Here is a 25,489-nt window from a genome sequence, read left to right on the forward strand (position 1 = left end):
CGCTAACCTTTACGGAAAATCGAGGGGCCACAGGCTGTCATTCCTGGTGGCAGGCCGTGATGGCTGTCAGAATGGCCCAGGATCAGATAGCCACCCTGGCGCAGACGGGCGGTGACATTGTTCAAACAGGCCTGGCGGTCATCGGGCGCGAAATAGATCAGGACGTTTCGCAAAAAAATGATGTCTGCCAGTGGGATATCGGGCAGTTCCTGCAGCAGGTTGCCTTGAGCAAAGCTTGCTCGGTTGCGCAGTTCGGGCGCGACGCGATACAGCCTTTGCCCATTGGCGATGGCCACACCGGGACGGGAGCGCAGGAAATACTGCCGCTTGCGCTCTTCATTGACGCCGGCGAGTTCGGTGGCGGTGAAAATCGCCCCCGCGGCCCGCCGCAAAACCCCGGCGGAGATATCAGAACCAACCATGCCCCAGCGCAGCCCGCCGGTGATCGTCTGCGAAAACCGATCCAGCACCATGCCGGCCGACCAAAGCTCTGGCCCGGTCGAACAAGCCGCGCTCCACACCGTCAGGGGATGCAAGCGGCCGGCGCCAGCCTCGTTCAAAGTGGGCAGGCCGGTCTTTTCCATCCAGTCGAAATGCGCGGGCTCACGGAAAAAGCTGGTCGTATGGGTGACCAGGCTTTCGACCAAGCGGGCGGTCTCGGCCTCGCCCGAGGGGCTTTCCAGAACCTCGAGATAGGCCTCATAGCTGTCAAGTCCCAGGGCTTGCAGGCGGCGATCCAGACGGAAAGTTAGGAACTGCTGGTTCTTGGGGTCGACGCGGATGCCGGCGACGGTCTTCAGCCGTTCGACGATGGCGGCGGCGACGCGTCGCGACATGCGGCCTTGCGGCGCGAAAGGATCGGGGGAAGGATGTGCGCCCATCATGTCAGTCGAAATCGAAGGGGCCTTTCAGACCCGACACATCCTTGGGAGCCATGCGCAACGCCTCGCGCAGGTCGATCAGGTAGACCAGGGCGCCATCCAGCCGCGTCACCCCCTTCATCGCGCCAGAATTCCAGCTGCCCGGAACCGACGGAACCGGGTCGATCACGCCAGCCGCAATCTCGACGACCGAGCGCACGCGGTCGGCTGCGATGGCCACGGTCGGCGCGGAATCGCCCGCGAAATCCAGCACGATCAGCCGCTCTTCGCTTTCGTCATGCGACAGGCGTTGCAGGCCAAGCGGCAGGCTCAGATCCATGACGGGAATACCCTGGCCACGGATGTCGATCATCCCGATCAGGTCGGACGAGGCATTGGGCAGGGCAGAGATGGCCTGGCTGTCCAGGATCTCGCGCACATTGGCGACATCAACGGCAAAAATCTGATCGCCCAGGTCAAAGGTGACAAAGGTCGAAGTGTCGGTCTCGACCTCTACCGTTGGGCCAAAGCGGCGGCGCAAACCGGGTCTTGTGCTGGGGGTTGTGTCAACTGCTGCCATGATATCCACCGGCTAAATTCTGGGTGGCGCGAGGCCCGCGCCACCCGAAAAGGGTTCAGAACCGCTCGAAGTCCGAGTCCTTCACGTCATCATCGGACAGGTCCAGCACCAGGCCGGTCGTCCCATCCATCACCTGGCGCTGCGCACCCTGACGCCATTGCGCCGCGGTGTTCGAGGCCGCAGGCCGAGAGGTCTTTTGCGGCGCACGACCCCGATCCCGGCTGCCATTCTCGTCCAGCTTGAAGAAGCTGATGATGCCATGCAGCTGTTCCGATTGCGCCGCCAGACCGTCGGAAACCGAGGCCGCTTCGGTCGAGGCCGAAGCATTGCGCTGGATCACCGTATCCAATTGGCGGATCGCCTGGTTGATCTGATCGGCGCCGGTGTTCTGCTCGCGCATCGCGGCGGAAATCTCTTGCACCAGATCCGCCGTGCGCTGGATCGAGGGCACGAGGGTCTGCAGCATCTCGCCGGCCTTGCGGCTGACATCGACGGTCCGGCCCGAGAGCTCATTGATTTCGCCCGCCGCCTGTTGGCTGCGTTCGGCCAGTTTGCGCACTTCCGAGGCGACCACGGCAAAGCCCTTGCCATGTTGCCCGGCCCGCGCCGCCTCGACCGCGGCGTTCAGCGCCAGAAGGTCGGTTTGCCGCGCGATTTCCTGGATGATGGTGATCTTGTCGGCAATCGTGCGCATTGCGGTCACGGCCTCGCCCACGGCCTCGCCGCTTTCCTTGGCCTGGGTCGCGGCATGGGTCGCGATCTTCTCGGTCTGCGCGGCATTGTCCGCCGACTGCCGGATGTTCGCCGACATCTCTTCCATCGCCGAAGAAGCCTGTTCCGCCGCCGCCGCCTGTTCGGTGGCGCCCGAGGACAGGTCCTCGGCCGTCGAGCTCATGGCATGGGCCGAGGTCGCCACGCTTTGCGACGAGATCGACATATTGCCCACGACATCGCGCAGCTTGGCCAGCATCCGTTCCAGGGCGATGCCCAGGGTGTCGGCCTCGGACCGGCGCTTGGTCGTCACCGTCAGATCGCCGCGCGAAATCGCCTCGGCGGTCGTGGTCATCACTTTCAACGACGAGGTCATGTCGCCCATCGCAATCATCAAATCGCCAAGCTCGTCCTTCGAGGTCGCATGGGTGTCGGCGTTCAGATCGCCTTCGGCCACTTTGCGGGCGGCCACCACGGCGCGGCCCAGGCCACGGGTGATCGACACAACCATCACCACGGCGCCAACAACGCCGATTGCGATGGCCAGAAGGGCAAAGGTCAGGATCAAGGAGCGGCTGGAGCTGTAGGCCGTTGCGGCCGCTTCGACCGTCTCTGCGGTTTCAGCCTTCACGTTCTTGATCACGTCGTCCAGCAAAACGGTGCGCCGATTCACCAGCTTGCCCAGTTCGCCGAACAGGATGGTTTGTGCCTTGTTCTCTGTATTGGCGACGACCAGCGCCAGAACCTGTTCGCCCGTCGACAACACAGATTTTGTCGCTTTTTCAAACGCTTCGTATTCCAGACGCACACGTCCGCCATTCATTTCGCCAAGGCGTTGCAGCGCGGCCTGGGTTTCTGCGATCTGCGCGCTCAGTTCAGTCGACAGCGTGGCAATCGTTTCGTCCTGCGTGTGGGAATCCAGGATCGACGTGTTCAGGTTGACCAGCAAGGCCAGGTCGCTGACCACGTCAATCTGGTTGATGAAAGGATCAACCCCCATCGCACCCGAGGCAACGATTGCGTCATTCAACGCAGACTCGCGGTTCCCGATCTCGTTGGCTTCTTTGGCCACATTCGCCACAATCAAAGCGGATGACGCGGCGCGGCTGCTTGCGCGCGACAGTTTCATCACTTCATCGCGCTGCGCAGCGATCAGGCCGCTGACCAGGGACAGTTCCTCCAGCGCCTTGGTGATTGACCCATCGTCCAGCTTGGTCAGTTCATCAATGTCTGCGTTTTGGGCCGTGCGAAGGTCCGTGATTTCTTCTTCGATTGCGGTCATGTCCTCTTCGGTGTTCGTCAGGATATGGCGCAGGGTCAAATAGTCCATCTTGGTCCAGTTTTGCCGCAGATTGCCAGCCAGTTCGACCTGACGGTTGTTGACCGTGGCCAGTCGGTCCGCCTGAGTGTTGACGCGTTCCAGCGCATCCAGTCCGATCCAGGAAATCGCCCCCAAAAGGACGAGGATCAGTCCGAAGATCGCGCCAAGCTTGGATTTTATGGTGAGTTTCATCGCTTACTCGTTCAGTGGAGGGGGGGCGAGCTGGGGTCCGGCTCGAACAGGGATTCGGTTTCGATAATCAGCACCAGGTCGCCATTGCGACGAACCGAGCCGCGGACATATTCGGCAGGCCAGGGCGCGCCGCGCAGGGGAAGGGCCTCGATCCGAGCGGGATCAATTTCCATCACCTCTTCGACGCCATCGGCCAAAAGCGCCAACCGGTGACTTTCATTGCCGCGCGGCAGGTCCAGGACGACGATCTGGCCGTCATCGCCGTCGTGCGGCGGCATACACAATCGTCGTCGCACATCAACCAGCGGCACCACAGCGCCGCGGACATTGATCAGCCAGGGGGCAAGCCCGCCGGCATTGGGCACCCGTGTGCGCGGGATTTCGTGAATGACTTCATGCACATGCCGAACCGGGATCGCGAAGGATTCGCCGTTCAGCCGGACGATCAGGGACATTTCAAGCCCCGTTTCGCCGTCGTCCAGATTTGAGTTTGATGACATCGGAACCTCAGGCGGCAAGGGCTTGCGTCTGGCCGTTCAACAGGCCGCGCAGCAGGGAAGTGATGTCCAGGATCAGCGCGACCGTGCCATCGCCCAGGATCGTCGATCCGGCGAAGTCGGACAGCGCGGCATGGAAGGGCGACATGGGTTTGATGACGGTCTGGTGTTGGCCAAGGATGTCATCGACGACCAGGCCCATCCGCTGCCCCTCAGCCCGGACAATGACGACGCGGCGGCGGGTCACGCCGTCGGTCGAGACGTTGAAGAGGTCGGCCAGATCGACGAAGGGCACCATTTCGTCCCGGATGGCCAGCATGGTCCGTCCGCTGTCGCGCCGCAGTTCGGTCAGGTCGAATTCGACACATTCATCGACGGCGATCAGCGGCATGACGAAGATATCGCCGCCCAGTTGCACCAAAAGCCCGTCGATGATGGCAAGCGTCAGCGGCAGGCGCAGCGAAATCAGCGTGCCTTCGCCCTTGCGCGACATGACCTCGACCGAGCCGCGCAGCGCGGTGATCGTGGTCATGACGGCATCCATCCCGACGCCGCGGCCCGACACGTTCGAGACCTTTTCCGCGGTCGAGAAACCGGGGGCAAAGATCAGCTCGGCCAGCTGGTTTTCGGTCGGCGTCGCGTCCGGTGACAGGATGCCACGTTCGATCGCCTTTTGCCGGATGCGTTCGTGGTCCAGGCCCTTGCCGTCATCCTCGATCGTGATGAGGATTTCGCCGGCATCCTGACAGGCCGAGAGCCGGACCAGTCCCTGCGCCGGCTTGCCCGCCGCGATGCGTTCGGCCTCGGACTCGATGCCGTGGTCGACGGAGTTGCGGATCATGTGGACCAGGGGTTCGGAGAGGCGATCGAGGACGTTCTTGTCGATCTCAGTCTCGCCACCTTCGGTTTCCAGGATCACGTCCTTGCCCAGTTCGACCGACAAGTCGCGGACAACGCGCCGGAATTTGCCAAAGACGGTTTCGATGGGAAGCATGCGGATGGCCAAGGTCGTGTCGCGAAGGCCGCCGATCAGACGCTGAAACTCTTCCACCAGACCATCCAGGGTCGAATCACCAAACCGGGCCGCGATTTGGTTCAGGCGGGCCTGGGCAATCACCAGCTCGCCCAATTGATCCAGGATCGCGTCAAGCTTTGGCGCCGGAACGCGGACGGTTTCGGGGCTGTTTTGCGGGGACTTGGCCGTTGGGCTGCGGGCCTGAGTCGGACCGGCCTGCTTTTCCTCGACCTCGGCTTCGGGCTCGATGACCTCTTCGATGGTCAGTTCGGCATCTTCGGCAAAGATGAAGACCGATTCGACCGCCGCGCGCCCCTGGGTCGTGTGCAGCGTCACATCCCAGCTCAGCAGGCTTTGTGTCGGGTCCAGGTCGGCGAGGCTTGGCAGCCCTTGGGCCTGGCAGTGGATCTCGACCGTCCCGAGGCTGGCCAATTCGTCCAGCAAGAGGTCGGGCCGCATGCCGTGCATCATCGCCTTGGCGGCGGGGCGGAAATGGATATGCCAGGTCCGATCCGTCGGAGGCGGTGGCATGGGCGAGGAATTGGCCGCAGCCGACAGATGCGCCAGGATCGACGCCGCCTCGGGCGACTTTGCCAGCGCGTCAGAGCGTTCGGGATCGCCCCCCGCCTCGAGCAGCGCGATGATGTGGTCGCGACCGGCGAGGGCCGCATCCAGAAGTGGCCGAGTCACCGCGATCTTGCCCATGCGGACCAGGTCGAAGGCGTCCTCGAAGTGATGCACAAAGGCCGACAATGCGGGAAAGCCGAACATGCCGCCGCCGCCCTTCAGCGTGTGCAGCGCGCGAAAAACGCTGTCCACCGATTCGGGCGTGGCGGACACTTCCAGGTCAAGAAGCATGGTCTCAAGCTGTGCGAGCAGGTCGCGGGCCTCGATCACATAGCTTTGGATGGCGGGGTTCACTTCCATCGGATCAACCTGCCAGCTTCCGGGTGACGGTAAGTAACATGTTGGCGTCGAAAGGTTTGTTCAGCCAACCGGTCGCCCCAAGCGCCTTGCCCTCGGCCTTGGCCTCGGGGCGGGATTCGGTGGTCAGCATCAGGATCGGGATGCCCGCGCCCTTGGCATCGGATCGCGCGTTCTTGATGAACTCGAACCCGTTCATCACCGGCATGTTCAAGTCGACAATCACCAAAGCCACGGGTTCCGAGCGCAGTTTCTGCAGGCCCTGAAGCCCATTCTCCGCCTCGATCACGCGGTAGCCGGCATTGCCCAGCGTAAAGGCGACCATGTCGCGGATCGCCTTGCTGTCGTCGATGGAAAGGACGGTTTTGGACATCTCACCTCACAGAAGTTTTTGGGCCGAAAGGAGGCGCCGCGCCTCCGGGCCATATTGGGGAGCAAGGCCGGCAGCGGTCAGTTGCGCGGCCGTGGCCAGGCACAATTGCAACGAGACCGCGGAAGGATGGGCGCAACCGTCGGATTCGGTGAATTCGATGGTGAAGGGGCGGGTTTCTGCGATCAGCCCCAGAAGCCGGGTGCGGTGGTCCTGCGCCTCGCCCACAGCCAAACGGGCCGGGATGTAAAGGGACTCGTCAGCAGACGCTTCAAGGGTCATTCGGGCGGCCTCCACACCAATTGCCGGGATAGCAGTAAGCACAGAAGGTGAACGGCTGCTTAATGCCCCACCTTCCGCGCAATTTTTTTTTCCCCCCGGAGCCATGCTGGGGTTAGGTTTCCGTTAGGGCTTTTCTGCCAGTCTCCGGCTCAAGATCAGGGAAGGACGGTTGGCATGGCGTGGGCGGCACGGGTTCGCGATATCAGGGCGGACATGATTGGTGGCATTGCGGCATTGTCCGATACCCTGGGCACGATGCAGCGGTCGATGGCCGATCTGGTGGTGCAGATGCGGCAGGTCATTGCCATTCAGGGGCTTCAGGGCGGCAAGATCGGCCGGTTCAACGTGCTTCTCAGCGAAATCGTCGCGGTGATGTCCGATTGGGAAAAGCGTCTGAATGACCCGTCGCGGCGGCTGTTGCTGGATGGAATCACGGGTGATCTGGCTGGGCTCAGCCGAATCCGGCTGTTTTTCCACTTCCTGGCCACGATCACCGCCATCCAGATCACGCGGGAAAAGTCCGTTGAACTTATGTCCTTCGTTGATGACCTGAAGTCGATGCCCGACAAGATCGAGGTCGAATTGGCCCGCGCCCAGTCCGGGGTCGAGAATTTCCGCAAGGCGCAGGAATCAATGGCTCGCGATGCCTCGTCCGGGGCGCAGGTTCTGGCGCGGGCGGAACAGAAACTGGCCTCGGTCGCCCAGTCGCTGGTCGAGGCGGAACGCTCTGCCGAAGTGGCCTCGGGCGGCGCCTCGCGCCTCGCGCAGCGCGCGATGGAAAGTGCGGAGGCGGCGGTGGTGCGGCTGGTCAAGGCCTTTCAATTCTCGGATTCCGCCGCGCAAAGGCTGGAACATGTCGAGGCGATCCTCGCGGCCGGCGCCCCGGGGTCTGCCCATGCCGCGTTGGGCGCCGCGCAGCTGCAGGCCCTGGCCGATGACCTGACCGATATCGTGCGCGAGTTGGACGACAGCCTGGGTGCGATCGGGCAGATCGGCCGCTCGGTTCTGGACGGTTTCGCACCCAGTCAGGAAGAGATGCGCAAGATGCTGGCTTCGCAGACCCAGATCCAGGGCCTGTTCACCGCAGCGACCGACACCGCCCGCCCCACGCTGGAGCGGATCAGCGCCCAATGCGAAAGCCTGGCCAGCGAGATCACCGAGGTTCTGGCCCGGCTGGAGGCTTTGGACGACATCGGCCAGGCGATCAGCCTTGCCGCGGTCAATGCGCGGGTCAAGGCGGCCCATGCGGCGCTGGCCAAGCAGGAATTGGGCTATATCGCCATGGCGGTGAATGAAAGCGCGGGTCAGGCGGTTTCGACCATCGCCGTCGCCGTAAAGGGGATGGAGCAGTTGCGCAGCCAACTGGATGCGCTGGATTATCCGGGCATGGCGGTCAAACTCTCCGAGTTGACCGAGGTCGTCGACGCGATCCAGACCACCCTTTCCGCCGCCGAATCGCGTGAGGCCGAGATGTCGGAGGTCGAGGTGCGGATCTCTGCCACGCTGGATGCGCTGGACGGGGTCACTGTCTCGGGCCAGCAGCGGCTGGCCGACCTGCCGCGCCTGGCCAAGGCCATGGCCGATGCTGCCGCCGAAATCCGGCGGGCGGGCATGGGCCGTGTCGATGCGGGGGCGCTCTCGGGTCTGATCCCGCTTTACACCATGGCGCGTGAACGCGAGGTCCATGCGATGTTCACGGGCCAACCGGTCGAGCAAGAGGCCTTGAACGAGGATCTCGATTCCATCCTCTTCTGACCTGTCGTGCCTAACCGTCCATTAACCTTGTTGCGTTTTGTTGTCGGCGGGCCCGGTCCGTGCTATCTGCCCGCCCATCACCGATTGAAGGAGAGACCGCATGGCTGCGGATTACATCGTCAAGGACATCGCTCTGGCCGGGTTCGGCCGCAAAGAGCTGGTCATCGCCGAGACTGAAATGCCCGGTCTCATGGCCTGCCGCGAAGAGTTTGGCGCCTCGCAACCCTTGAAGGGCGCACGCATCGCGGGCTCCTTGCACATGACGATCCAGACCGGCGTCCTGATCGAGACGCTGAAGGCGCTGGGCGCCGATGTGCGCTGGGCGTCCTGCAATATCTTCTCGACCCAGGATCACGCTGCCGCGGCCATTGCCGCCGCCGGCACCCCGGTTTTCGCCATCAAGGGCGAAACGCTGGAGGAATATTGGGAATATACCGACAAGATCTTCCAATTCGCCGAAGGCACCTGCAACATGATCCTCGACGACGGCGGGGATGCGACGCTGTATATCCTCTTGGGCGCGCGGGTCGAGGCCGGGGAAACCGACCTGATCGCCGTTCCGACCTCTGACGAGGAAGTCTGCCTGTTCAACCAGATCAAGAAGCGGCTGGCGGCAAGCCCCGGCTGGTTCACCGCCCAGCGCGCCGCGATCCAAGGCGTGTCCGAGGAAACCACCACCGGCGTCCATCGCCTGTATGAGCTGCACAAGAAGGGTCAACTGCCCTTCCCGACGATCAACGTGAACGATTCGGTCACCAAGTCGAAGTTCGACAACAAGTATGGCTGCAAGGAGTCGCTGGTCGACGGCATCCGCCGCGCCACCGACACGATGATGGCCGGCAAGGTCGCCGTCGTTTGCGGGTATGGCGACGTCGGCAAGGGCTCGGCCGCTTCGCTGCGTGGCGCGGGTGCCCGCGTCAAAGTCACCGAAGTCGACCCGATCTGCGCGCTGCAGGCCGCGATGGATGGCTATGAAGTGACGCTTCTGGAAGACGAGGTCGCCACCGCCGATATCTTCATCACCACGACCGGCAACAAGGACGTGATCCGGATCGAGCATATCCGCGCGATGAAGGACATGGCCATCGTCGGCAACATTGGCCACTTTGACAACGAAATCCAGGTGGCCGCGCTGCGCAACCACAAATGGACGAACATCAAGGAACAGGTCGACATGATCGAGATGCCCTCGGGCGCGCGCATCATCCTCCTGTCGGAAGGCCGGCTCTTGAACCTCGGCAATGCGACCGGCCACCCGTCCTTCGTGATGTCGGCCTCCTTCACCAACCAAGTGCTGGCCCAGATCGAGCTTTGGACCAAGGGCGCCGATTATGCGCCCGGCGTCTATATCCTGCCGAAAGCGCTGGATGAAAAGGTTGCCCGTCTGCATCTGAAGAAGATCGGCGTCAAACTGACCGAGCTGCGCAAAGACCAGGCCGATTATATCGGCGTCAAGGTCGAAGGCCCCTTCAAGGCCGAGCACTACCGTTACTAAGATCAAAAAGGCCCGCCCGGGGGACTCGGGCGGGCCTTTCCTGAACCCGAGACGGGTTCGTAAAAACAGCGATCAATCGTTCCTCACCATGGCGCCAGGTTATCCGCGGCAGCCCGGTCGCTCACGGGGAAAAATCCCTCAGAACTCCCCGGATTTCGCTTTCCCGCGCGCCGAGGTCTGCCTAAGTTATCCCCATGAAGCAGGAAGCCCATATCGCCCGCTATGCCGAGGCCCTGACCGCGGCCGGCATCGAGCCCGATTTCGACCTTCTCCACCGCGTCACCATGGCTTGCGGCCCGCTGATTTATGCGCCAGCGACCGAGGTCCTGACTCTGGCCGACCTGCCCGCCTTTCGCAAAAGCCTGATCCGCAAGTTCGGCCCGCTGCCCGCCTTTGACGAGGCGATCCAGGCCGCCTGGGAGACCTGCGCCGAACCCCGCTATCGGGCGGTGCTGTTCTACATCCTGACCCGGCATTTCGGCAAAGCCGCCAGCCTGGGCTGAAGGACCAAGTCGCCTCAAACTTTCGCTTCTTGCGCTTGGACAGGGGCCCGCTTTTCGGGTATTCCTTAGTCCAAGGGCATCATGTCCTGGACCTTTTATCAGACACGTGCGAGCTGGGAGCATGTGGGGTGGATGAGGGGTCCCTAGGGGTGGGGGCCCCTCATTTTATTTTGCCCCCCTTACAGGAACAGCGACAGGACCACGCCCATCAGCGTGCAGCCCGCAACGCTGTTGACCCCATCCAGCAGCGTCAGGCGAAACGGCCGCCCGGCAAAGGCGTAGTTCATCGCGACCCAGGGTGTGATCAAAAAGGCCCCGATGCCGAAGCCGCCCATCAGCCCCTCGGTCAGCGTATCCAGCCCGGACATCAGGAAGACATGCCGCATCATGCCGGCCACCAGCAGTTGCATCGCGCCGCCGATGACAAAGGCCAGCGGACTGCCGCCGCCTTGCGGTTTGCCCGCCACGATGGGAATCCCTGCCGCCTGCGCCCAGGGCAGGGACATCTTCGTATACCAGAAGGCCGCAAACCCATAGGCTGCGGCGGCTGCAAGCAGAACGGCTAGATATTGCATGAGACCCTCCCTTTGGGGGGAAGGTTAGCGCGCCCGTCCCGCTGCGCCAAGCGGTTCCCGCGCAGGCGGGACCCGCTGCGGCGCGGAAACCTCAGGCCTGAACCCCGCCCAGCGCGCACAGGATCTGCCACTCCGCGTCGCGCACCGGCTGCACCGACAGGCGCGAGTTGTTGATCAGCACCATCTGTTCCAGCCCCCGCGTGTGCTTGCATTCCTCCAGCCCGACGGGACGCAGGAACCGCGCCACGGGACGGAAATGGACGCAATCCCAGCGCGGATCATCGGTCCGCGAATCCGGCGCCGAGGGTCGCGTGACCTCGACGATGCCGACGATCTCTTTGCCGATGTTGGAGTGGTAGAAGAACCCGCGCTCGCCCACCTGCATCAGCCGCATGTTGTTGCGCGCCTGATAGTTGCGGATGCCGTGCCATTCCTCGTCGGCGGGCAGCTTGTCCCACAGGCTTTGGAACGAGATGACATTGGGTTCCGATTTGAACAGCCAAAAGCTCATCCGATCACCTTTTTCCATTCGCGGATGTCGACGCTGGCGAAAAGCCCGGCCTTGGCATAGGGGTCCGCCGCGGCCCAGGCCCGTGCCTCGTCCAGAGTTTCGACATTCAGCACCAGCATCGAGCCCACCATCGCCTCACCCTCCAAAAAGGGCCCGGCCAGTTCGACCGCAGCGGAGGCCTTCAGATAGTCGACATGGGCGGCGCGGTTGGCCAGGCGCAGGTCCAAAGACCCCGGTTTGTCGATGCAGATCAGGACGGCGCGCATTGTTCATTCCTCCTTCAGGGGGCGGGTCATCAAGAGGCGGATCGCCTCGGGCAAGTCCAAGTCGCGGGCGATCAGCCGCGCGACCATGGTGGAAATCGGCATTTCGACGCCGATCTGGGCGGAAAGCCGGGCGACGGCTTCGGCGGTGGAGGCGCCTTCGACCGTGACGGCGGGGTCAAAGACCTGACCGCGGCCAAGCGCCAGGCCAAAGCGCAGGTTGCGCGACCCGGTCGAATTGCAGGTCAGCACCAGGTCGCCCAGGCCCGACAGGCCCATCAGCGTCTCGGTCCGGGCGCCCAGGGCCTGCGCAAGCCTTTGCATCTCGGCGAAACCCCGCGTCACCAGCGCCGCCCGGGCGCTTTCGCCCAGGCCCGCGCCGATCACCACGCCCGCGGCAATGGCGATGACATTCTTCAGCGCGCCGCCCAGTTCTGCGCCCACCACATCCGTCGTCCGGTAAAGCCGCAGCGTTGGCGTCGACAAAAGCCGCTGCAAGTCGCCCTCGTCCGGACCTGCCAGCGTCAGCGCCGTTGGCAGGCCCGCTGCGATATCGGCGGCGAAACTTGGCCCGGTCAGGACATGGGCCCCCGGCCCGATCAGCGCCGAAGGGCCGCGCAGGGTCGCAAGGTCGATCCCCTTGCAGCAGGCGACCAACCTGCCGCCCAAGGGATGCACGGCCAGAAACCCCGCCAGAGCCTGCATCGGCAGGGCCAAAAGCACCGCCTCGGCCCCCGCCAGATCACCCAGATCGCCGGTCAGCCGCACGCCCTGGGGCAGGGCCACCCCCGGCAGGCGGCTTTGCGCCCCCGGATCGCGTGCCCACAGCGTCACACCGCGCGGGGCCAGCGCCACGGCCAGGGCGCGGCCAAAGGCGCCTGCTCCGACAATGCCGATCACGCTTTGGCCCCCTTCTTGCCCGACCCGATCATCGGAGCCGCCAGCGCGTCCAAAGGCCAGCGCGGCCGCGCGGTCAGGTCGGCCGGATCGACCAAGCCGGCCTGCAGCTTTTCGATCCCGGCCCAGGCGATCATCGCGGCGTTGTCGGTGCAAAGCCGCAGCGGCGGCGCGGTGAACCCCACCCCCGCCTTGTCACAGACCCCTTGCAGCGCGGTGCGGATCACCGTGTTGGCCGCGACCCCCCCCGCCACCGCCAGCACCGGAGCCCCGGACTCCGCCAGCGCCCGCCGGGTTTTCTCGGCCAGAACCGCCGCCACCGCCGCCTGAAAGCTGGCGCAAAGGTCGGCGCGGTCTTGGCGCCGCAACCCGCCATGTTCCGCGATCAGCGCATCCCGCATCCGCAGGACCGCCGTCTTCAGCCCGGAAAAGCTTAGGTCGCAGCCCGGGCGGTCCAGCAGGGGGCGCGGCAAGGGGAACCGCGGTTGACCGGTCAGGGCCTCGGCCTCTAGCGGAGGCCCCCCCGGCTGCGGCAGGGCCAGAAGCTTGGCCACCTTGTCAAAGGCCTCGCCCGGGGCATCGTCGATCGTGCCACCCAGACGGCGGAAACTTCCGGGACCCGACACCATCAGGAACTGGCAATGCCCGCCCGACACCAGCAGCATCAGATAGGGAAATTCCAACCCATCGGTCAGCCGCGGCGTCAGCGCGTGCCCCGCCAGGTGGTTCACCCCCACCAGCGGCAGCCCCGTCGCCGCCGCGATCCCCCGCGCCAGCATCACTCCGGACAGGACCCCGCCGATCAGCCCCGGCCCCGAGGTCACAGCCACCCCGTCCAGATCGCGCAGGCCAATCCCCGCCTCGGCCAGCGCACGTTCGACGCAGCCATCCAGCTTTTCCGCATGGGCGCGGGCGGCGATTTCCGGCACGACGCCGCCAAAGGGCGCATGAAGCGCCGCCTGCCCCTCGACCACCGAGGACAGGATGACCCGGTCCGACCGCACCACCGCGGCGGCGCTGTCATCGCAGCTGCTTTCGATGCCAAGAAGGGTCAGCGTCATCCGGCGTCCTTGTTTGAAACCCGCCCCCGGGGTAACACCGAAGCCATGAGCGCACAACCGCGACCCCTGATCCTTCTGACGCGGCCCGAGGCGCAGTCACAGCGGTTTGCCCGCGATCTGGGCCTTCCTTGCCTGATCTCTCCGCTGATTGCGCCGCGTTTTCTGCATCCGGAAATTCCGGCTCATCGGGCGCTGATCCTGACTTCGGAAACCGGGGCTTTGGCGGCGCGGGGCCTGCCGCCTTGCCGCGCCTATTGCGTCGGCGATCAGACGGCGGCCACGGCGCGGGCCTTGGGCTTTGACGCGGTGTCCGCCCAGGGCGACGCAAAGGCCTTGATTGCGCTGATCCTGACCGACCCCGTGGCGCCTCTGTTGCATCTGCGCGGCTGCGAGGCGCGGGGCGACATCGCGGCCCGCCTGACGGCTGCGGGCCTTCCCACGGCCGAGGCCCTGGCCTATGCGCAAGAGGAACGCCCCCTGACGGCCGAAGCCATCGCCGCCTTGCGGGGGACGGCCCCGGTGCTGGTGCCGCTGTTTTCGCCGCGCAGCGCCACGCTTTTGGCCGCCGAGCTTGCCCGCATCGGCGCAACCGCCCCCCTGCGCGTCGTCGCCATGTCGCAAGCCGTGGCCGAGGCCGCCCGCGCTTTGGACTCCCGCGCCTTGGACCCCGAACCTCGCATCGCCGCCCGCCCCGACGCGCTTTCCATGCGGGAAGCGACACGAAGCGCGCTGAACCTGCCGCCTTTGCCTTGAACCGTGCCCCCTTGGCGCATTACCTAAGGGGAATACAGGAGGACGACATGGCCGAATCCGAGACCCAAGACCCGCTGGTCATCGAGATCACGGAGACGCCCAAGCCCGAAACGCCCCAGCCTGAGACGCTCAAGGCCGAAGTCCCGCCTGCTCCGGTTCCGGCAAAGCCCGCGCGGCGTTCGGCTCTGTGGCCGGTGCTGGGCGGCGTGATCGCTGCGGGTCTGGGCTTTGGTCTGGCGCAGGTCGTGCCCCAGGGTTGGCCGACCCAAGCGACCCCCGATCCCGCGCAGGCTCAAGCCTTGGCCGATGCCGTGGCGCAGGTGGCGACGCTGACCGCCTCGGTCCAGGCCTTGCAGGCGCAATTGGCCGATGCCAGTGGCCTGGCCGACCGCATCGTCAAACTGGAAGCCGCGCCCGGGTTAGACACGCTGGAAACCCGGCTGACCGCGCTGGAGGCCAGGCCGACGGCCCAAGGCGCCTCCGCCGATCCCGCCGCACTGGCCGGCCTGCGTGCCGAGGTCGAGGCGATGAAGGCGCAAAGCGCTGGGGTCGTGTCCCCCGCCGTTCAGGCGCAACTGGATGCGCAGGTCAAGGCGACGGCGGACAAGCTGGCACAGATCGAGGCCCAGGCCCGCGAAACCGCCGCCGAGGGCATCCGTCAAGCCGCCCTGCGCCAGATTGCCGCCGCGCTGGATTCGGGCGCGCCCTATCTGCGCGCCGTGGTCGACCTGAACGACCTGCCCGCGGTGATCGCCGAACATGCGGCGACCGGGCTGCCCTCGCTGCCGTCGCTGCAGGCGGCTTTCCCCGATGCGGCCCGCGCGGCTTTGGAGGCCAGCCTCAAGGCCGATATGGGCGCCACCTGGTCGGACCGGGTCAAGAACTTCTTGCGCGCCACAACCGGGGCGCGGGCCTTGACGCCGCAAGAGGGCACCGACCCGGATGCCGTCCTGTCGCGGGCCGAGGCCGCCTTGGCCCGGGGCGACCTGACCGCCGCCCTGGCCGAGGTGTCGGCCCTGCCCGAGGCGGGTCAGGCGGCGATGGCCGATTGGCGGGCCCAGGCGCAACTTCGGCTGGATGCCGAAGCGGCGCTTGCCGCCCTGGGGGAGTAGGCCGATGCTCTGGTCGCTGTTGCGGATCGTCTTTTTCGTCCTGGCCGTCTTGGTCCTGGCCTTTGGCGCCGATTACCTGTTGCAAGCCGATGCGGTGATGCGGGTGTCCTTTGCGGGCTATGAAATCTCGTTGCGGCCCCTGCCTTTGGCCATCGCGGTGCTGCTGCTGACCCTGGCGGGCTGGCTGGTGATGAAGGCTCTGGGCCTGGCCGTCGCGGTGATCCGGTTTTTCTCGGGCGATGAGACCGCCATCAGCCGCTATCTGGACCGCGACCGCGAAAGGCGCGGGTTTCAGGCGCTGGGCGACGGGATGCTGGCCTTGGCCGCCGGTGAGGGTCGGCTTGCCCTGATCAAGGCGCAGCGCGCACAAAAATACCTGGACATGCCGGTGCTGACGCAGCTTTTGACCGCTCAGGCGGCGGAGGTTTCGGGCGACACCTCCCGCGCCGAGGCGGCTTACAAGGTGCTGTTGTCGGACCCGCGGACCCGTTTCGTCGGCATCCGCGGCCTGTTGAACCAGAAGCTGGCCGAGGGCGACAAGGACACCGCGCTGAAGCTGGCCGAAAAGGCCTTTGAACTGAAACCGCGGGATGCGAACCTGCAAGAGGTGCTGTTGAAGCTGCAATCCGGCGCTGCGGATTGGAAGGGCGCAAGGGCGACGCTTCAGGCTCAGGCCCGGGCGGGGGTGCTGCCGAAAGAGGTCTGGCGCCGGCGCGACGCGGTCATGGCCCTGCAAGAGGCCAAGGTGGTCGTCGACGAAACCGCCAGCATCGAGGCGCAAGAGGCGGCGATTGCGGCCAACAAGGCCTCGCCCGATCTGATCCCGGCGGCGGCGATGGCGGCGCGCAGCTATATCGCCAAGGGGGACAGGAAAAACGCCACGCGGGTGCTGAAAAAGGCCTGGGAGGCGCGGCCCCATCCTGACCTAGCCGCCGCCTTTGCCGAGATCGAGCCCGAGGAATCCCCCGAGGCGCGGGTGAAACGGTTCCGCGTCCTGACCGCGATCCAGCCGCAACACCCGGAAACGCAACAGCTTTTGGCCGAGCTTTCCATCGCGGCCGAAGATTTCCCCGCCGCACGCCGCGCGCTGGGCGATCTTGCGACCTCGCATCCGACCCAGCGGGCGCTGGCGATCATGGCCGCCATCGAACGCGGCGAGGGCGGCGACGAGGCCACGGTGCGCGCCTGGCTGTCGCGGGCCTTGACCGCGCCACGCGGCCCGCAATGGTGTTGCGACAAGTGCCAAGCCGTCCATTCCGCCTGGGGCCCGACCTGCGAGAATTGCGGCGGCTTTGACACCCTGTCCTGGCGCGAGCCGAACGAGACCCATGGCCCCTCGGCCACCGGGGCAGAGCTTTTGCCTGTCATCGTCAGCGGGCCCAAGTCCAGGGCCGATGTCCCATGACCGGGGGGCGGCGCACCGCGATTTACCTGCGGACCCACCTGTGGGACGAGGCGACCGACCTGTGCTATCGGCGGCTGTCGGCGGCGGCGGGGGGTGGGGTGACGGTCATGGCCGACATGACGCGGCCCTTCACCGTGCCCCCGGGCATCCAAGTGCTTGAACACCGCCTGTCCGATTTTCCTGCCCGCGGCCTGCCGCTGCGGCCCTCGCCGGAAAAGGCGTTGTGGCTGAACGGCGACTATGCCTTTTACCTGCTGGCCGAGGCCGATCCTGCCGACTTCTTCCTGATGCTGGACGGCGATTGCTGCGTAAATGGCCTGGACCTGGCCGGATTGATCGCCCGGCTGGAGGCTGAAAACGTCGATTTCTGCGCGCCTTATGTGTCGGAATGTGGTCCGGACGACTGGACCTATTGGGCGGGCCTGCAGCGCGCCTGGTTCGACGAAGAGCTTGGCCCCGGCCATGGCGCCAAGGTCGTCAAAAGCTTTTTCCCCATCGTTTTCATGTCACGTCGGGCGGTGTTGCACCTTTATGACCGCCGCCGCGAGATGGCGCGCGCCAAGGAAGCCGGGCTCAAGGCCCAGTGGCCGCAATGCGAATCCGTGGCCCCCTCTGAGGTGGCGCGGATGCCAAACCCCATCATCCGCAACCTTGGCGATCTGGCGGTGGGGCCGATGCACATGACCTACTACTATCCCTTGGGCGTCGAAGAGGCTTTGGAGTCGGACAAGCGGCTGATCCATCCGCTGTTGTCCGGCGCGCGGCTGGGCAAAAAGATCCTGGGCAGCGTGGCCGAGCGGCTGGCCAAGGATCGTCACGCCCAGGTGGCCGAACTGCGCAAGGCCCTGCTGCGCCCGCTGGAGGCCGATGCGCTGGATGTGCTTCAAGAGGGGCTTGAGGCGCTGATGGCCTAAGCCGTCTCGACCGAGGTTATGGTGGGCAGGTGGCGCGCCAGCTCTTCCCAGGTGTCGCCGGCGTCTTGTGACCCAAAGATCGAGCCCGAGTTGGTGCCGAAATAGATCCCGCCGTCGCGGTCGGTCGCCATGGCCTGCCGCAGCACGGTGAAAAAGCAGTTTTCCTGCGGCAGGCCGTTGGATTGCCGCGTCCAGGTGTCGCCGCCGTCGCGCGACGTCCAGACCGCCGCCGAGGCGCCGGGCGGAAAGCGGCCCGCGCTGTCGCCGTTCAAGGGCAGGGTCCAGATGCGCAAAGGGTCCTGGGGATGAACCGCGATGGGAAAGCCAAAGGTCGAGGGCAGGCCCGCGCTGATGTCCTGCCAGCTGCGCCCGCCGTCCTGGCTGCGAAAGACGCCGTGGTGGTTTTGCTGATACATCAGGTCCGGGGTCCCGGGCGCGCGGACCATGTTGTGAACGCAAGAGCCGATTTCCGACGGGTCATGGTCATGTCCATGATGGCTGGCGTTGGTGGCGCGGTTGCGCCGCTCCCAACTGGCGCCGCCGTCTTCGCTGGCAAAGACCCCTGCCGCCGAAATCCCGACCCACAGCTTTTCCGGCTTGGCGGGGTCGGCGACAATCGTGTGCAGCACCAACCCCGCCGCACCCGGAAACCAGTCCTCGCGGCCCTGAAACCCCGCCAAGGCCGGTTGCAGCGTCCAGCTTTCGCCATCGGTGCTTTCGAACAGGTTGGCCGGTTTCGCCCCGGCCAGCACCTTGCCGCCCACGAGGCCCAGCGACCAGAAACAGTCGATCTGCCCGGTGAAGGGCGCCTTGGGGGCCTCGGGGGCGAACCACTCATCCGCCTTGCCCGAGGCGAGTTTCGCCAGGCTCCAGCTTGTGCCGTCGTCGCTGTGCCAGATGCCGGCGCCGTGGAACTCTCCGCCGCCCGCCGCGTAAATCCGCCCGGTGGCGGGGTCGCCGATCACATGGTTGATCGGCCAGCCGTCGCAATGTGGGCCGCTGATTTTGCCGGCCTGCAAGATGAAGGCCCCTTTCGTCGTCCCGATCAGAATCCGTGTCATCGCGCCGCTCCCTTTGATATCAAGGTAACGGAGGCCTCGGTTTCAATCAAGCGTGTCCGACAGCCAATGTTGCATGATGAACTGGGCAATCGCCCCCTTGCGAGAGGGTTTGATCTTGGGATGGGTGCCAGCAAAGGCCGAAAGCAGGTCTTCGCGCGTGACCCACAGCGCCTCTTGCAGCTCGGCGGGGTCGATGGTGATCTCTTCGGTCAGCGCCTCGCCGCGGCAGCCCAGCATCAGGCTGGCGGGAAAGGGCCAGGGCTGCGAGGTCAGGTAATCGACCTTTCCCACCCGAACGCCGGATTCCTCAAACACCTCGCGGCGGACGGCGGCTTCGACCGTCTCGCCCGGTTCGATGAAACCGGCCAGCAGGGAATACATGCCTTCGGGCCAGTTTTCGTTGCGGCCCAGCAGAAGCCGGTTGTCGCGGGTGATCAGCATGATGACCACGGGATCGGTGCGCGGAAAGTGCTGCGCGCCGCAATCGGGGCAGGACCGCTGCCAACCGGCCAGGATCGCCACCGACTTCGCCCCGCAGCTGGCGCAGAACCCATGGATGCGGTGCCATTCGATCAGGGCGCGGGCGGTGGCGGCAAGCTCTGCCTCACGCGGGGTCAGGGCGGCCATGACGGCCCGCAGCTCGTGAAAGCCCCAATCAGCGGGCAAGGCGGGATGGGCCTGAACCTGGGTGTCCATGAAGCCGCCCGGCGCAATTTCGGCCTCGGGCACCCAGGACGAGATGTCTTGGGCGAAAACCGGCGTCTCGGGCTCGCCCAGAAAGATCGCGGTGGCCGCGGTCCCCGCCAGCGGGTGATCTGCGGCCAGCCGCACCAGCCGCCCGGCGCCGTCCAACAGCACGCGCCCCTTCCACAGCAGGATCACCCCGGCTTGCGGCCACAGGTCCCCCGCCGTTTCACGCAGATGCCCCGCCCGATCCAGCCCCGAACCGCCGAACGTCACCGTTTCGCCCAACCGCATCTGCACCTCCGTTTTCCCTGTCATGCCAGTTTTGCCCTTCCGGGGAAACCATGGAAATTGCGGCACTTTTGCCACCAGGGGTTGAAAAGTTGAATATTTGTTGTCCACACGGGTTGCGCGGGTAAAAGAGTTGGACTGTAACCGGCAGGCGGGGCCGCTTGGCAGCGGTGCCGTGGGACAGCGCGAAGGACATCAGCAGGACATGAACTACCGGAGGCGTTCTGGTGGGAGACTCTTGGTCGGAAGCTCAACCTATGGTTGTGTTTCATGATCCCGGACCCGAAGAACAGCGCAAATGTCGTGCTGCGCATCCTGGCCACGACGGATCTGCACGCCCATGTCATGCCATGGGATTACCACGCCAACCGGCCCAGCCCCTCGGCGGGATTGGCGCGAACCGCCAGCCTGATCCGCCGCGCGCGGGCAGAGCATCCGGGGGCGCTGCTGTTCGACAATGGCGACTTTTTGAACGGGTCGCCCATGGCCGAGGTGCCGCAGGGCGAAAACCCGGTGATCGCGGCGATGAACGCCCTGGGCTATGACGCGGCCACGCTGGGCAATCACGAATTCTCGCATGGGCTGCAGGCGCTGGGGCGGGCTTTGGCGGCGTGCCGCTTTCCGATCGTGTCGTCCAACATGCTGACCGCGCGGGGCGCCACTCCGGCCGAGGATCGCCACATCGCCGCCCCCCGGCTGATCCTGACGCGCCACCTGCCCGGCGCCCTGCATCCGATCCGCATCGGCCTGCTGGGCTTTGCTCCGCCCCAGGTCGTGCAATGGGACCGCGCGGCGCTTGGCGCGGCGATGGAGGTGCGCGACATCCTGGAGGCCGCGCGCCACCATGTCGCCTGCCTGCGCGCCGAGGGGGCCGATGTGGTGATCGCCCTGTCCCATTCCGGGATTGCGGGGTCAGAGCCTCTGCCGATGCTGGAGAATGCCACCGCCGCCCTGGCCCGCATCCCCGGCATCGACGCCCTGGTCGCAGGCCACACGCATCAGGCCTTTCCGGCGCCCGGCTATCCTGTGGCGCCGGGGATCGACCCGCAGGCCGGGACGGTCCATGGCAAGCCGGTGGTGATGCCGGGCTTTTTCGGCTCACATCTTGGGGTGATCGACCTGACCCTAAGGCATGAGGGCGGCTGGCAGGTCCAGGGCGCGACCGTGGCGCTGCGCCCCATCGCCCGGCGCGAGTCGGGGCTGCTGAAGGCGCTGACCCGGTCGGACCCGCAGATCCTGGCATTGGCCGCGCCGGCGCATCAGGCAACGCGGGATTGGGCGGCGCAAACCGTGGGGCGGACGCTGGCGCCGTTGCACTCGTATTTCGCCATGGTCGCGCCCTCGGCTTCGGTGCGGCTGATCGCGCAGGCCCAGGCCGATCATGTGCGCCACGCCCTGCAAGGCACCCCGCATGAGGGCTTGCCGGTCGTCTCGGTCGCGGCGCCTTTTCACGCCGGTGGTCGCGGCGGGCCCGAGAACTATGCCCATGTGCCCGCAGGTCGCCTGACGCGGCGCCATGTCTTTGACCTTTATCCCCATCCCAATGCCATCGCGGCGCTGTTGGTGACGGGCGCCGATCTGGCCGCCTGGCTGGAGCGGTCCTTCAGCCAGTTCAACCGGATAGACCCCGGCGCGCAGGATGCCTGGTTGGTCGATGCCGACTTCCCCAGCTTTAACTTCGACACGGTCGAGGGCCTGACCTGGGAGGTCGATCTTTCCGCCCCCGCCGCGCATGATGCCCGCGGCGGTGCGACGGGGCGCCCGCGGGGCCGCATCTGCGACCTGCGCTTCCAGGGCGCGCCGGTGGGCGCCGATCAGCGCTTTGTCCTGGCCACCAACACCTACCGGGCGACGGGCAGCGGTGGCTTTCCCGTGGGGGGTGCGGATCGCCTGGTGATCAAGGGGCCGACCGCCAGCCGCGACATCCTGACCGACCATATCGCACGGCTTGGGGTGCTGCCCCCTGCCACCCCGCCACCCTGGCGCTTTCGCGCCATGCCGGGAACCTCGGTGCTGTTTGACAGCGCGCCAGGGGCGGCGCGCTATCTGTCCGACCTCATGCCGCTGCACGCCGAGCCGCTGGAGATCACGCCCGAAGGCTTCCGCCGCTTTCGCCTGCATCTGGGATAAGGTAACAGGAGCCTGTAACCGGAGTATCCTGCCTGATGTCCGCCCTTTATGACGCCCTTCTGTTCGACCTTGACGGCACGCTGATCGACACCGAAAGCATCGCCATGGCCTCGGGGATGGCGGCATTTGCGGCCGTGGGCCATCCGGTCGAGATCGAGTTCCTGCACCAGTTGATCGGCCGCGATCAACCGAGTTCCGTGGGCATCATCCGGGGCCATCGTCCGGGCATCGACCTTGACGCGCTGAACCGCCTTTGGTCCGAGGGGTTCCAGGGCGGCATGGCCCAGGGCCTGACACTGAAGCCCGGGGTCTTCGAATTGCTTGAGGCCACGCCGGGCCATATCCACCGCGCCGTCGTGACCTCTTCGGGGCGCGAGGGCGCGCATCACAAGATCCGGCTTGCCGGTCTTGCGCCTGCCTTTGCCACCGTGGTGACGGTGGATGACGTGACCAAGGCCAAGCCCGACCCCGAACCCTATCTTCTGGCCGCCCGGATGTTGGGCGTCGATCCAGCGCGCTGTCTGGTCTTCGAGGACAGCGAAACCGGCGCCGAATCCGCCCATCGCGCGGGCTGCACCGTGGTGCAGGTCCCCGACATGCTGCCCTCGCAGCGCCGCTGGGCGCATCACGTCGCCGAAGATCTGGTCCTGGGCGCCCGGATGGCAGGCCTGCTGTAAGCTTGCCAAAAGGAGCGGCATACGCCGCAAGATTTTTTTCTCGCCTCTGAGCCTTTCGGCCCAACCGGCTCGGACTATGCCTCCGGCGGGGATATTTGGGAAAAGATGAAATCAAGGGGGCGGCCCGGCACATTGGCTGCACCTGTCTTTCACATTGATCCAAATACTCCCTTGCGACCTCTCCCCCTGCGCCGTTCAATTTGGCCCAAATATCCCCGCCGGAGGCTCTGACCGTTGCCCCCCGCGCCGTCTTGCGCAAGGTCCGCGCCCGCACTATATGACGAGTCGAGAGGTTGGCGCGGGCGAGTGCCTCGCCAACCCGGTCAGGTCCGGAAGGAAGCAGCCGTAACGAGCCCCACTTGGGTCGATGTCAGCCTCTCACCCCCCAACAAGGAGGATCACATGAGCGATGCAATCCTCCGGGCCGGGCGGGTCTGAGCCGGGTTTCACCTTGGCGCCGGGGTCCGGATGGGCTCTGATCTCTCACTGCAGGATCTGGGTTGGGATGAGGATTTCGCCGTCCAAGGCGGGTTGGGACGGCCTTTGCGCATCACCGCCGTCCACCGGGCGCGGATGCAGGCCCTGGGGCCTGAGGGCGCTGTAGAGCTGATCCCCCATTCCAGCCTGTCGACCGGGGATATCGCGGTCGGTGACTGGGTTCTGGCTGAAGGCGTTGTGGCTTTGACCGTGCTTGACCGGCGGTCGCTGGTCAGTCGCAAGGCCGCGGGCACTGGCATGGCGCGGCAGCTTATTGCGGCCAATCTGGATGTGGTCTTCGTCGTCTCGTCCTGCAATGCCGATTTCAACCCGGGGCGGATGGAGCGGTTTCTGGTCCTGGCCACTCAGGCCGGGGTTCTGCCGGTCGTGGTCCTGACCAAGGCTGACACCTGCGCAGAGCCCGAGGCGTTCCGGACCCAGGCCCAGGCGCTTGCCCGTGATCTGGCCGTCGTGGTGCTGGATGCCAAGCGCGGGGATGTGGGCGGGGCTTTGGCGCCCTGGATCGGGCTGGGGCGGACGGTTGCGCTTTTGGGCTCTTCGGGCGTCGGCAAGACGACGATTGCCAATGCTCTGACCGGAGGTGCTGCGGCGGTGCAGGAAATCCGCGACGATGACGCCAAGGGGCGGCATACGACGACGGGGCGTTACCTGGTGGCCATGAAGGACGGCGGTTGGCTGATCGACACGCCGGGGATGCGGGAAATCCAGCTGACCGATGCCGAAGAGGGCATCGCGGTGCTGTTTGGCGACCTCTCGGAACTGGCGACCAACTGCAAATTCTCGAACTGCCGGCATGCGACGGAGCCAGGCTGCGCGGTGCGGGCGGCTGTAGCGGGCGGAGAGGTCTCGGCTGACCGTGTGATGCGCTGGCAGAAGCTCTTGGAAGAAGAGCAGGCGAATTCGGTCAAGCTCGCCCGGTCGACAAAAATCGAACGGGCGAGACGCGCGCCGGGCAAGAAGCGTTAGACGCGTTCGACCGCGATGGCGATGCCTTGGCCGACGCCGATGCACATGGTGGCCACACCCTTTTCGCCGGGTTTCAGCTGCAGAGCGAGGGAGCCAGTGATCCGCGCGCCGGTCATGCCCAGAGGATGACCCAAGGCGATGGCGCCGCCGTTCGGGTTCACCCGCGGGTCATCATCCGCAATCCCCAGTTCCCGCAGCGTGGCAAGGCCCTGGGATGCGAAGGCCTCGTTCAACTCGATCACCGCAAGGTCGGCGACGGTCAGCCCCAGCCGCGCCAGCAGGCGGGCGGTTGCGGGGGCCGGGCCGATGCCCATCAGGCGCGGTTCGACGCCCGCCGTCGCGCCGCCCAGGATGCGGGCCAGCGGCCGCAGCCCGTGACGGCGTGCGCCCTCCTCTGACGCAATTACCAGCCCCGCCGCCCCGTCGTTCACGCCACTGGCATTGCCCGCCGTCACCGTGCCGCCCTTGCGGAAGGGGGTCGGCAGCCGCGCCAAAGCCTCGGCCGAGGTCGCGCGGGGGTGTTCGTCTTGCGCGACCACCAGCGGGTCGCCCTTGCGCTGGGGGATCGTGACCGGGGTGATCTCGGTCGCCAGCCGCCCGTTCGCCTGCGCCGCCAGGGCTTTTTCCTGCGAGCGAAGGGCGAAGGCGTCCTGATCGGCGCGGGTGACGCCATAGGCCTCGGCGACATTCTCGGCCGTCTCGGGCATGGAATCCGTGCCGTAAGCCTGCTGCATCAAGGGGTTGATGAACCGCCAGCCGATCGTCGTGTCATGGATCTCTGCCGCGCGCGAGAAGGCGCTTTCCGCCTTGGGCATGACGAAGGGGGCGCGGGACATGCTTTCCACGCCGCCCGCGATCAGCACATCGGCCTCACCCGCCGCGATCTGCCGTGCCGCGATCAGCACGGCATCCATGCCTGACCCACACAGCCGGTTGACCGTCGTCCCCGACACCGCCACCGGCAGGCCCGCCAGAAGCGCCGCCATGCGGGCCACGTTGCGGTTGTCCTCTCCGGCCTGGTTGGCGCAGCCCAGGATCACATCTTCTGCCGCCGCAATCCCCGGGTTGCGCGCCAGAAGCACCCGCAGCACATGGGCCGCCAGGTCATCGGGGCGGACTGGCGCCAGCAAGCCGCCGAAACGGCCAATCGGCGTGCGGATATAGTCGCAGATAAAGGCGTCCATGG

General features: G+C 65.8%; 25 protein-coding genes and 1 other RNA gene. 11 read left to right on the top strand and 15 right to left on the bottom strand.

Features of this window, described 5'->3' with window-relative positions; genetic code table 11:
• Window positions 1-2 precede the first annotated feature (2 nt).
• From NX862_RS09310 to NX862_RS09340, 7 genes are read right to left on the bottom strand one after another with little or no spacing between them, the layout of a single operon-like run.
• Entirely contained in the window at window positions 3-836 is an 834-nt protein-coding gene (locus NX862_RS09310) for a CheR family methyltransferase (protein ID WP_264493631.1), read from the bottom strand.
• Between the two features lie 49 nt (window positions 837-885).
• Complete coding sequence (locus NX862_RS09315; protein WP_264493632.1) at window positions 886-1,440, bottom strand: chemotaxis protein CheW; 555 nt, start codon at window positions 1,438-1,440, stop codon at window positions 886-888.
• A gap of 55 nt (window positions 1,441-1,495) precedes the next feature.
• Window positions 1,496-3,664 (bottom strand): HAMP domain-containing methyl-accepting chemotaxis protein, encoded by a 2,169-nt coding sequence (locus NX862_RS09320; RefSeq protein ID WP_264493633.1) that lies wholly within the window; start codon window positions 3,662-3,664, stop codon window positions 1,496-1,498.
• Between the two features lie 11 nt (window positions 3,665-3,675).
• Complete coding sequence (locus NX862_RS09325; RefSeq protein ID WP_264493634.1) at window positions 3,676-4,119, bottom strand: chemotaxis protein CheW; 444 nt, start codon at window positions 4,117-4,119, stop codon at window positions 3,676-3,678.
• Window positions 4,120-4,171: 52 nt separating this feature from the next.
• Window positions 4,172-6,103, bottom strand: a complete 1,932-nt coding sequence (locus tag NX862_RS09330) for a chemotaxis protein CheA (protein ID WP_264493635.1) — start codon at window positions 6,101-6,103, stop codon at window positions 4,172-4,174.
• Between the two features lie 4 nt (window positions 6,104-6,107).
• On the bottom strand, window positions 6,108-6,473 hold the full coding sequence (locus tag NX862_RS09335) for a response regulator (RefSeq protein WP_264493636.1): 366 nt from the start codon (window positions 6,471-6,473) through the stop codon (window positions 6,108-6,110).
• A 6-nt stretch (window positions 6,474-6,479) separates the two neighbouring features.
• On the bottom strand, window positions 6,480-6,752 hold the full coding sequence (locus tag NX862_RS09340) for a hypothetical protein (protein WP_264493637.1): 273 nt from the start codon (window positions 6,750-6,752) through the stop codon (window positions 6,480-6,482).
• A gap of 174 nt (window positions 6,753-6,926) precedes the next feature.
• On the opposite strand from NX862_RS09340, the gene NX862_RS09345 reads away from it, so the two are divergent.
• The 3 genes from NX862_RS09345 (at window position 6,927) to NX862_RS09355 (ending at window position 10,505) form a co-directional block, all read left to right on the top strand.
• On the top strand, window positions 6,927-8,507 hold the full coding sequence (locus NX862_RS09345; protein WP_264493638.1) for a hypothetical protein: 1,581 nt from the start codon (window positions 6,927-6,929) through the stop codon (window positions 8,505-8,507).
• Window positions 8,508-8,607: 100 nt separating this feature from the next.
• A complete protein-coding gene (gene ahcY / locus NX862_RS09350; RefSeq protein WP_264493639.1) occupies window positions 8,608-10,002 on the top strand; it encodes an adenosylhomocysteinase in 1,395 nt (464 codons plus the stop codon).
• 194 nt (window positions 10,003-10,196) lie between these two features.
• Complete coding sequence (locus NX862_RS09355; RefSeq protein ID WP_264493640.1) at window positions 10,197-10,505, top strand: DUF2853 family protein; 309 nt, start codon at window positions 10,197-10,199, stop codon at window positions 10,503-10,505.
• Between the two features lie 179 nt (window positions 10,506-10,684).
• On the opposite strand, the gene NX862_RS09360 is transcribed toward NX862_RS09355, so the two are convergent.
• The 5 genes from NX862_RS09360 to tsaD form a co-directional block, all read right to left on the bottom strand.
• Window positions 10,685-11,080 carry a DUF1761 domain-containing protein gene (locus NX862_RS09360; RefSeq protein ID WP_264493641.1) on the bottom strand — a complete coding sequence of 132 codons (396 nt, stop codon included), beginning with the start codon at window positions 11,078-11,080 and terminating at the stop codon, window positions 10,685-10,687.
• Between the two features lie 91 nt (window positions 11,081-11,171).
• The gene (locus NX862_RS09365; RefSeq protein ID WP_264493642.1) at window positions 11,172-11,591 is read right to left on the bottom strand and encodes an EVE domain-containing protein; all 420 of its coding nucleotides are present in this window, start codon (window positions 11,589-11,591) and stop codon (window positions 11,172-11,174) included.
• Window positions 11,588-11,857 carry a YciI family protein gene (locus NX862_RS09370; RefSeq protein WP_264493643.1) on the bottom strand — a complete coding sequence of 90 codons (270 nt, stop codon included), beginning with the start codon at window positions 11,855-11,857 and terminating at the stop codon, window positions 11,588-11,590. The genes NX862_RS09365 and NX862_RS09370 overlap by 4 nt, the downstream gene beginning before the upstream one ends.
• A 3-nt stretch (window positions 11,858-11,860) precedes the next feature.
• Entirely contained in the window at window positions 11,861-12,754 is an 894-nt protein-coding gene (locus NX862_RS09375; RefSeq protein ID WP_264493644.1) for an NAD(P)H-dependent glycerol-3-phosphate dehydrogenase, read from the bottom strand.
• On the bottom strand, window positions 12,751-13,812 hold the full coding sequence (gene tsaD, locus NX862_RS09380; protein ID WP_264493645.1) for a tRNA (adenosine(37)-N6)-threonylcarbamoyltransferase complex transferase subunit TsaD: 1,062 nt from the start codon (window positions 13,810-13,812) through the stop codon (window positions 12,751-12,753). The genes NX862_RS09375 and tsaD overlap by 4 nt, the downstream gene beginning before the upstream one ends.
• 45 nt (window positions 13,813-13,857) lie before the next feature.
• Here tsaD and NX862_RS09385 point away from each other — a divergent pair, with 45 nt between their 5' ends.
• Genes NX862_RS09385 through NX862_RS09400 form a run of 4 tightly spaced genes read left to right on the top strand, consistent with a single transcriptional unit; the run spans window position 13,858 to window position 17,996 of the window.
• Window positions 13,858-14,565: a uroporphyrinogen-III synthase gene (locus NX862_RS09385; RefSeq protein WP_264493646.1), complete on the top strand. Its 708-nt coding sequence runs from the start codon at window positions 13,858-13,860 to the stop codon at window positions 14,563-14,565.
• A gap of 47 nt (window positions 14,566-14,612) precedes the next feature.
• Window positions 14,613-15,677: a COG4223 family protein gene (locus NX862_RS09390; protein ID WP_264493647.1), complete on the top strand. Its 1,065-nt coding sequence runs from the start codon at window positions 14,613-14,615 to the stop codon at window positions 15,675-15,677.
• Between the two features lie 4 nt (window positions 15,678-15,681).
• Entirely contained in the window at window positions 15,682-17,082 is a 1,401-nt protein-coding gene (locus NX862_RS09395) for a heme biosynthesis protein HemY (RefSeq protein WP_264493648.1), read from the top strand.
• Entirely contained in the window at window positions 17,079-17,996 is a 918-nt protein-coding gene (locus tag NX862_RS09400) for a hypothetical protein (RefSeq protein WP_264493649.1), read from the top strand. The genes NX862_RS09395 and NX862_RS09400 overlap by 4 nt, the downstream gene beginning before the upstream one ends.
• Here NX862_RS09400 and NX862_RS09405 read toward each other — a convergent pair.
• Window positions 17,993-19,057, bottom strand: coding sequence for a WD40/YVTN/BNR-like repeat-containing protein (locus NX862_RS09405; protein ID WP_264493650.1), 1,065 nt, complete (start codon window positions 19,055-19,057; stop codon window positions 17,993-17,995). The two genes, NX862_RS09400 and NX862_RS09405, sit on opposite strands and share 4 nt — an antisense overlap.
• A gap of 42 nt (window positions 19,058-19,099) precedes the next feature.
• Entirely contained in the window at window positions 19,100-20,035 is a 936-nt protein-coding gene (gene nudC, locus NX862_RS09410) for an NAD(+) diphosphatase (protein WP_264493954.1), read from the bottom strand.
• Between the two features lie 267 nt (window positions 20,036-20,302).
• Between nudC and NX862_RS09415 the strand changes: the two genes are divergently transcribed.
• The 4 genes from NX862_RS09415 to rsgA all read left to right on the top strand — a co-directional run bounded on the left by NX862_RS09415 (window position 20,303) and on the right by rsgA (window position 24,303).
• A complete protein-coding gene (locus NX862_RS09415; protein WP_264493651.1) occupies window positions 20,303-22,162 on the top strand; it encodes a bifunctional 2',3'-cyclic-nucleotide 2'-phosphodiesterase/3'-nucleotidase in 1,860 nt (619 codons plus the stop codon).
• 35 nt (window positions 22,163-22,197) lie between these two features.
• On the top strand, window positions 22,198-22,839 hold the full coding sequence (locus tag NX862_RS09420; RefSeq protein WP_264493652.1) for an HAD family hydrolase: 642 nt from the start codon (window positions 22,198-22,200) through the stop codon (window positions 22,837-22,839).
• Between the two features lie 287 nt (window positions 22,840-23,126).
• Window positions 23,127-23,222, top strand: an RNA gene (gene ffs, locus NX862_RS09425) — signal recognition particle sRNA small type.
• Between the two features lie 85 nt (window positions 23,223-23,307).
• Window positions 23,308-24,303: a ribosome small subunit-dependent GTPase A gene (gene rsgA / locus NX862_RS09430; protein ID WP_264493653.1), complete on the top strand. Its 996-nt coding sequence runs from the start codon at window positions 23,308-23,310 to the stop codon at window positions 24,301-24,303.
• Here rsgA and pcaF read toward each other — a convergent pair.
• A complete protein-coding gene (gene pcaF / locus NX862_RS09435; protein WP_264493654.1) occupies window positions 24,300-25,487 on the bottom strand; it encodes a 3-oxoadipyl-CoA thiolase in 1,188 nt (395 codons plus the stop codon). The two genes, rsgA and pcaF, sit on opposite strands and share 4 nt — an antisense overlap.
• Between the last annotated feature and the right edge of the window lie 2 nt (window positions 25,488-25,489).

Origin of the sequence: Stagnihabitans lacustris (assembly GCF_025950525.1) — a bacterium.
Lineage (GTDB): Bacteria > Pseudomonadota > Alphaproteobacteria > Rhodobacterales > Rhodobacteraceae > Stagnihabitans.

Excerpts from the sequence above, each read along its gene's own strand:
- NX862_RS09310 (WP_264493631.1), bottom strand. The coding sequence starts at position 836 with ATGTCGCGACGCGTCGCCGCCGCCATCGTCGAACGGCTGAAGACCGTC.
- NX862_RS09315 (WP_264493632.1), bottom strand. The coding sequence starts at position 1,440 with ATGGCAGCAGTTGACACAACCCCCAGCACAAGACCCGGTTTGCGCCGC.
- NX862_RS09320 (WP_264493633.1), bottom strand. The coding sequence starts at position 3,664 with ATGAAACTCACCATAAAATCCAAGCTTGGCGCGATCTTCGGACTGATC.
- NX862_RS09325 (WP_264493634.1), bottom strand. The coding sequence starts at position 4,119 with ATGTCCCTGATCGTCCGGCTGAACGGCGAATCCTTCGCGATCCCGGTT.
- NX862_RS09330 (WP_264493635.1), bottom strand. The coding sequence starts at position 6,103 with ATGGAAGTGAACCCCGCCATCCAAAGCTATGTGATCGAGGCCCGCGAC.
- NX862_RS09335 (WP_264493636.1), bottom strand. The coding sequence starts at position 6,473 with ATGTCCAAAACCGTCCTTTCCATCGACGACAGCAAGGCGATCCGCGAC.
- NX862_RS09340 (WP_264493637.1), bottom strand. The coding sequence starts at position 6,752 with ATGACCCTTGAAGCGTCTGCTGACGAGTCCCTTTACATCCCGGCCCGT.
- NX862_RS09345 (WP_264493638.1), top strand. The coding sequence starts at position 6,927 with ATGGCGTGGGCGGCACGGGTTCGCGATATCAGGGCGGACATGATTGGT.
- ahcY (WP_264493639.1), top strand. The coding sequence starts at position 8,608 with ATGGCTGCGGATTACATCGTCAAGGACATCGCTCTGGCCGGGTTCGGC.
- NX862_RS09355 (WP_264493640.1), top strand. The coding sequence starts at position 10,197 with ATGAAGCAGGAAGCCCATATCGCCCGCTATGCCGAGGCCCTGACCGCG.
- NX862_RS09360 (WP_264493641.1), bottom strand. The coding sequence starts at position 11,080 with ATGCAATATCTAGCCGTTCTGCTTGCAGCCGCCGCAGCCTATGGGTTT.
- NX862_RS09365 (WP_264493642.1), bottom strand. The coding sequence starts at position 11,591 with ATGAGCTTTTGGCTGTTCAAATCGGAACCCAATGTCATCTCGTTCCAA.
- NX862_RS09370 (WP_264493643.1), bottom strand. The coding sequence starts at position 11,857 with ATGCGCGCCGTCCTGATCTGCATCGACAAACCGGGGTCTTTGGACCTG.
- tsaD (WP_264493645.1), bottom strand. The coding sequence starts at position 13,812 with ATGACGCTGACCCTTCTTGGCATCGAAAGCAGCTGCGATGACAGCGCC.
- NX862_RS09385 (WP_264493646.1), top strand. The coding sequence starts at position 13,858 with ATGAGCGCACAACCGCGACCCCTGATCCTTCTGACGCGGCCCGAGGCG.
- NX862_RS09390 (WP_264493647.1), top strand. The coding sequence starts at position 14,613 with ATGGCCGAATCCGAGACCCAAGACCCGCTGGTCATCGAGATCACGGAG.
- NX862_RS09395 (WP_264493648.1), top strand. The coding sequence starts at position 15,682 with ATGCTCTGGTCGCTGTTGCGGATCGTCTTTTTCGTCCTGGCCGTCTTG.
- NX862_RS09400 (WP_264493649.1), top strand. The coding sequence starts at position 17,079 with ATGACCGGGGGGCGGCGCACCGCGATTTACCTGCGGACCCACCTGTGG.
- NX862_RS09405 (WP_264493650.1), bottom strand. The coding sequence starts at position 19,057 with ATGACACGGATTCTGATCGGGACGACGAAAGGGGCCTTCATCTTGCAG.
- nudC (WP_264493954.1), bottom strand. The coding sequence starts at position 20,035 with ATGCGGTTGGGCGAAACGGTGACGTTCGGCGGTTCGGGGCTGGATCGG.
- NX862_RS09415 (WP_264493651.1), top strand. The coding sequence starts at position 20,303 with ATGATCCCGGACCCGAAGAACAGCGCAAATGTCGTGCTGCGCATCCTG.
- NX862_RS09420 (WP_264493652.1), top strand. The coding sequence starts at position 22,198 with ATGTCCGCCCTTTATGACGCCCTTCTGTTCGACCTTGACGGCACGCTG.
- rsgA (WP_264493653.1), top strand. The coding sequence starts at position 23,308 with ATGGGCTCTGATCTCTCACTGCAGGATCTGGGTTGGGATGAGGATTTC.
- pcaF (WP_264493654.1), bottom strand. The coding sequence starts at position 25,487 with ATGGACGCCTTTATCTGCGACTATATCCGCACGCCGATTGGCCGTTTC.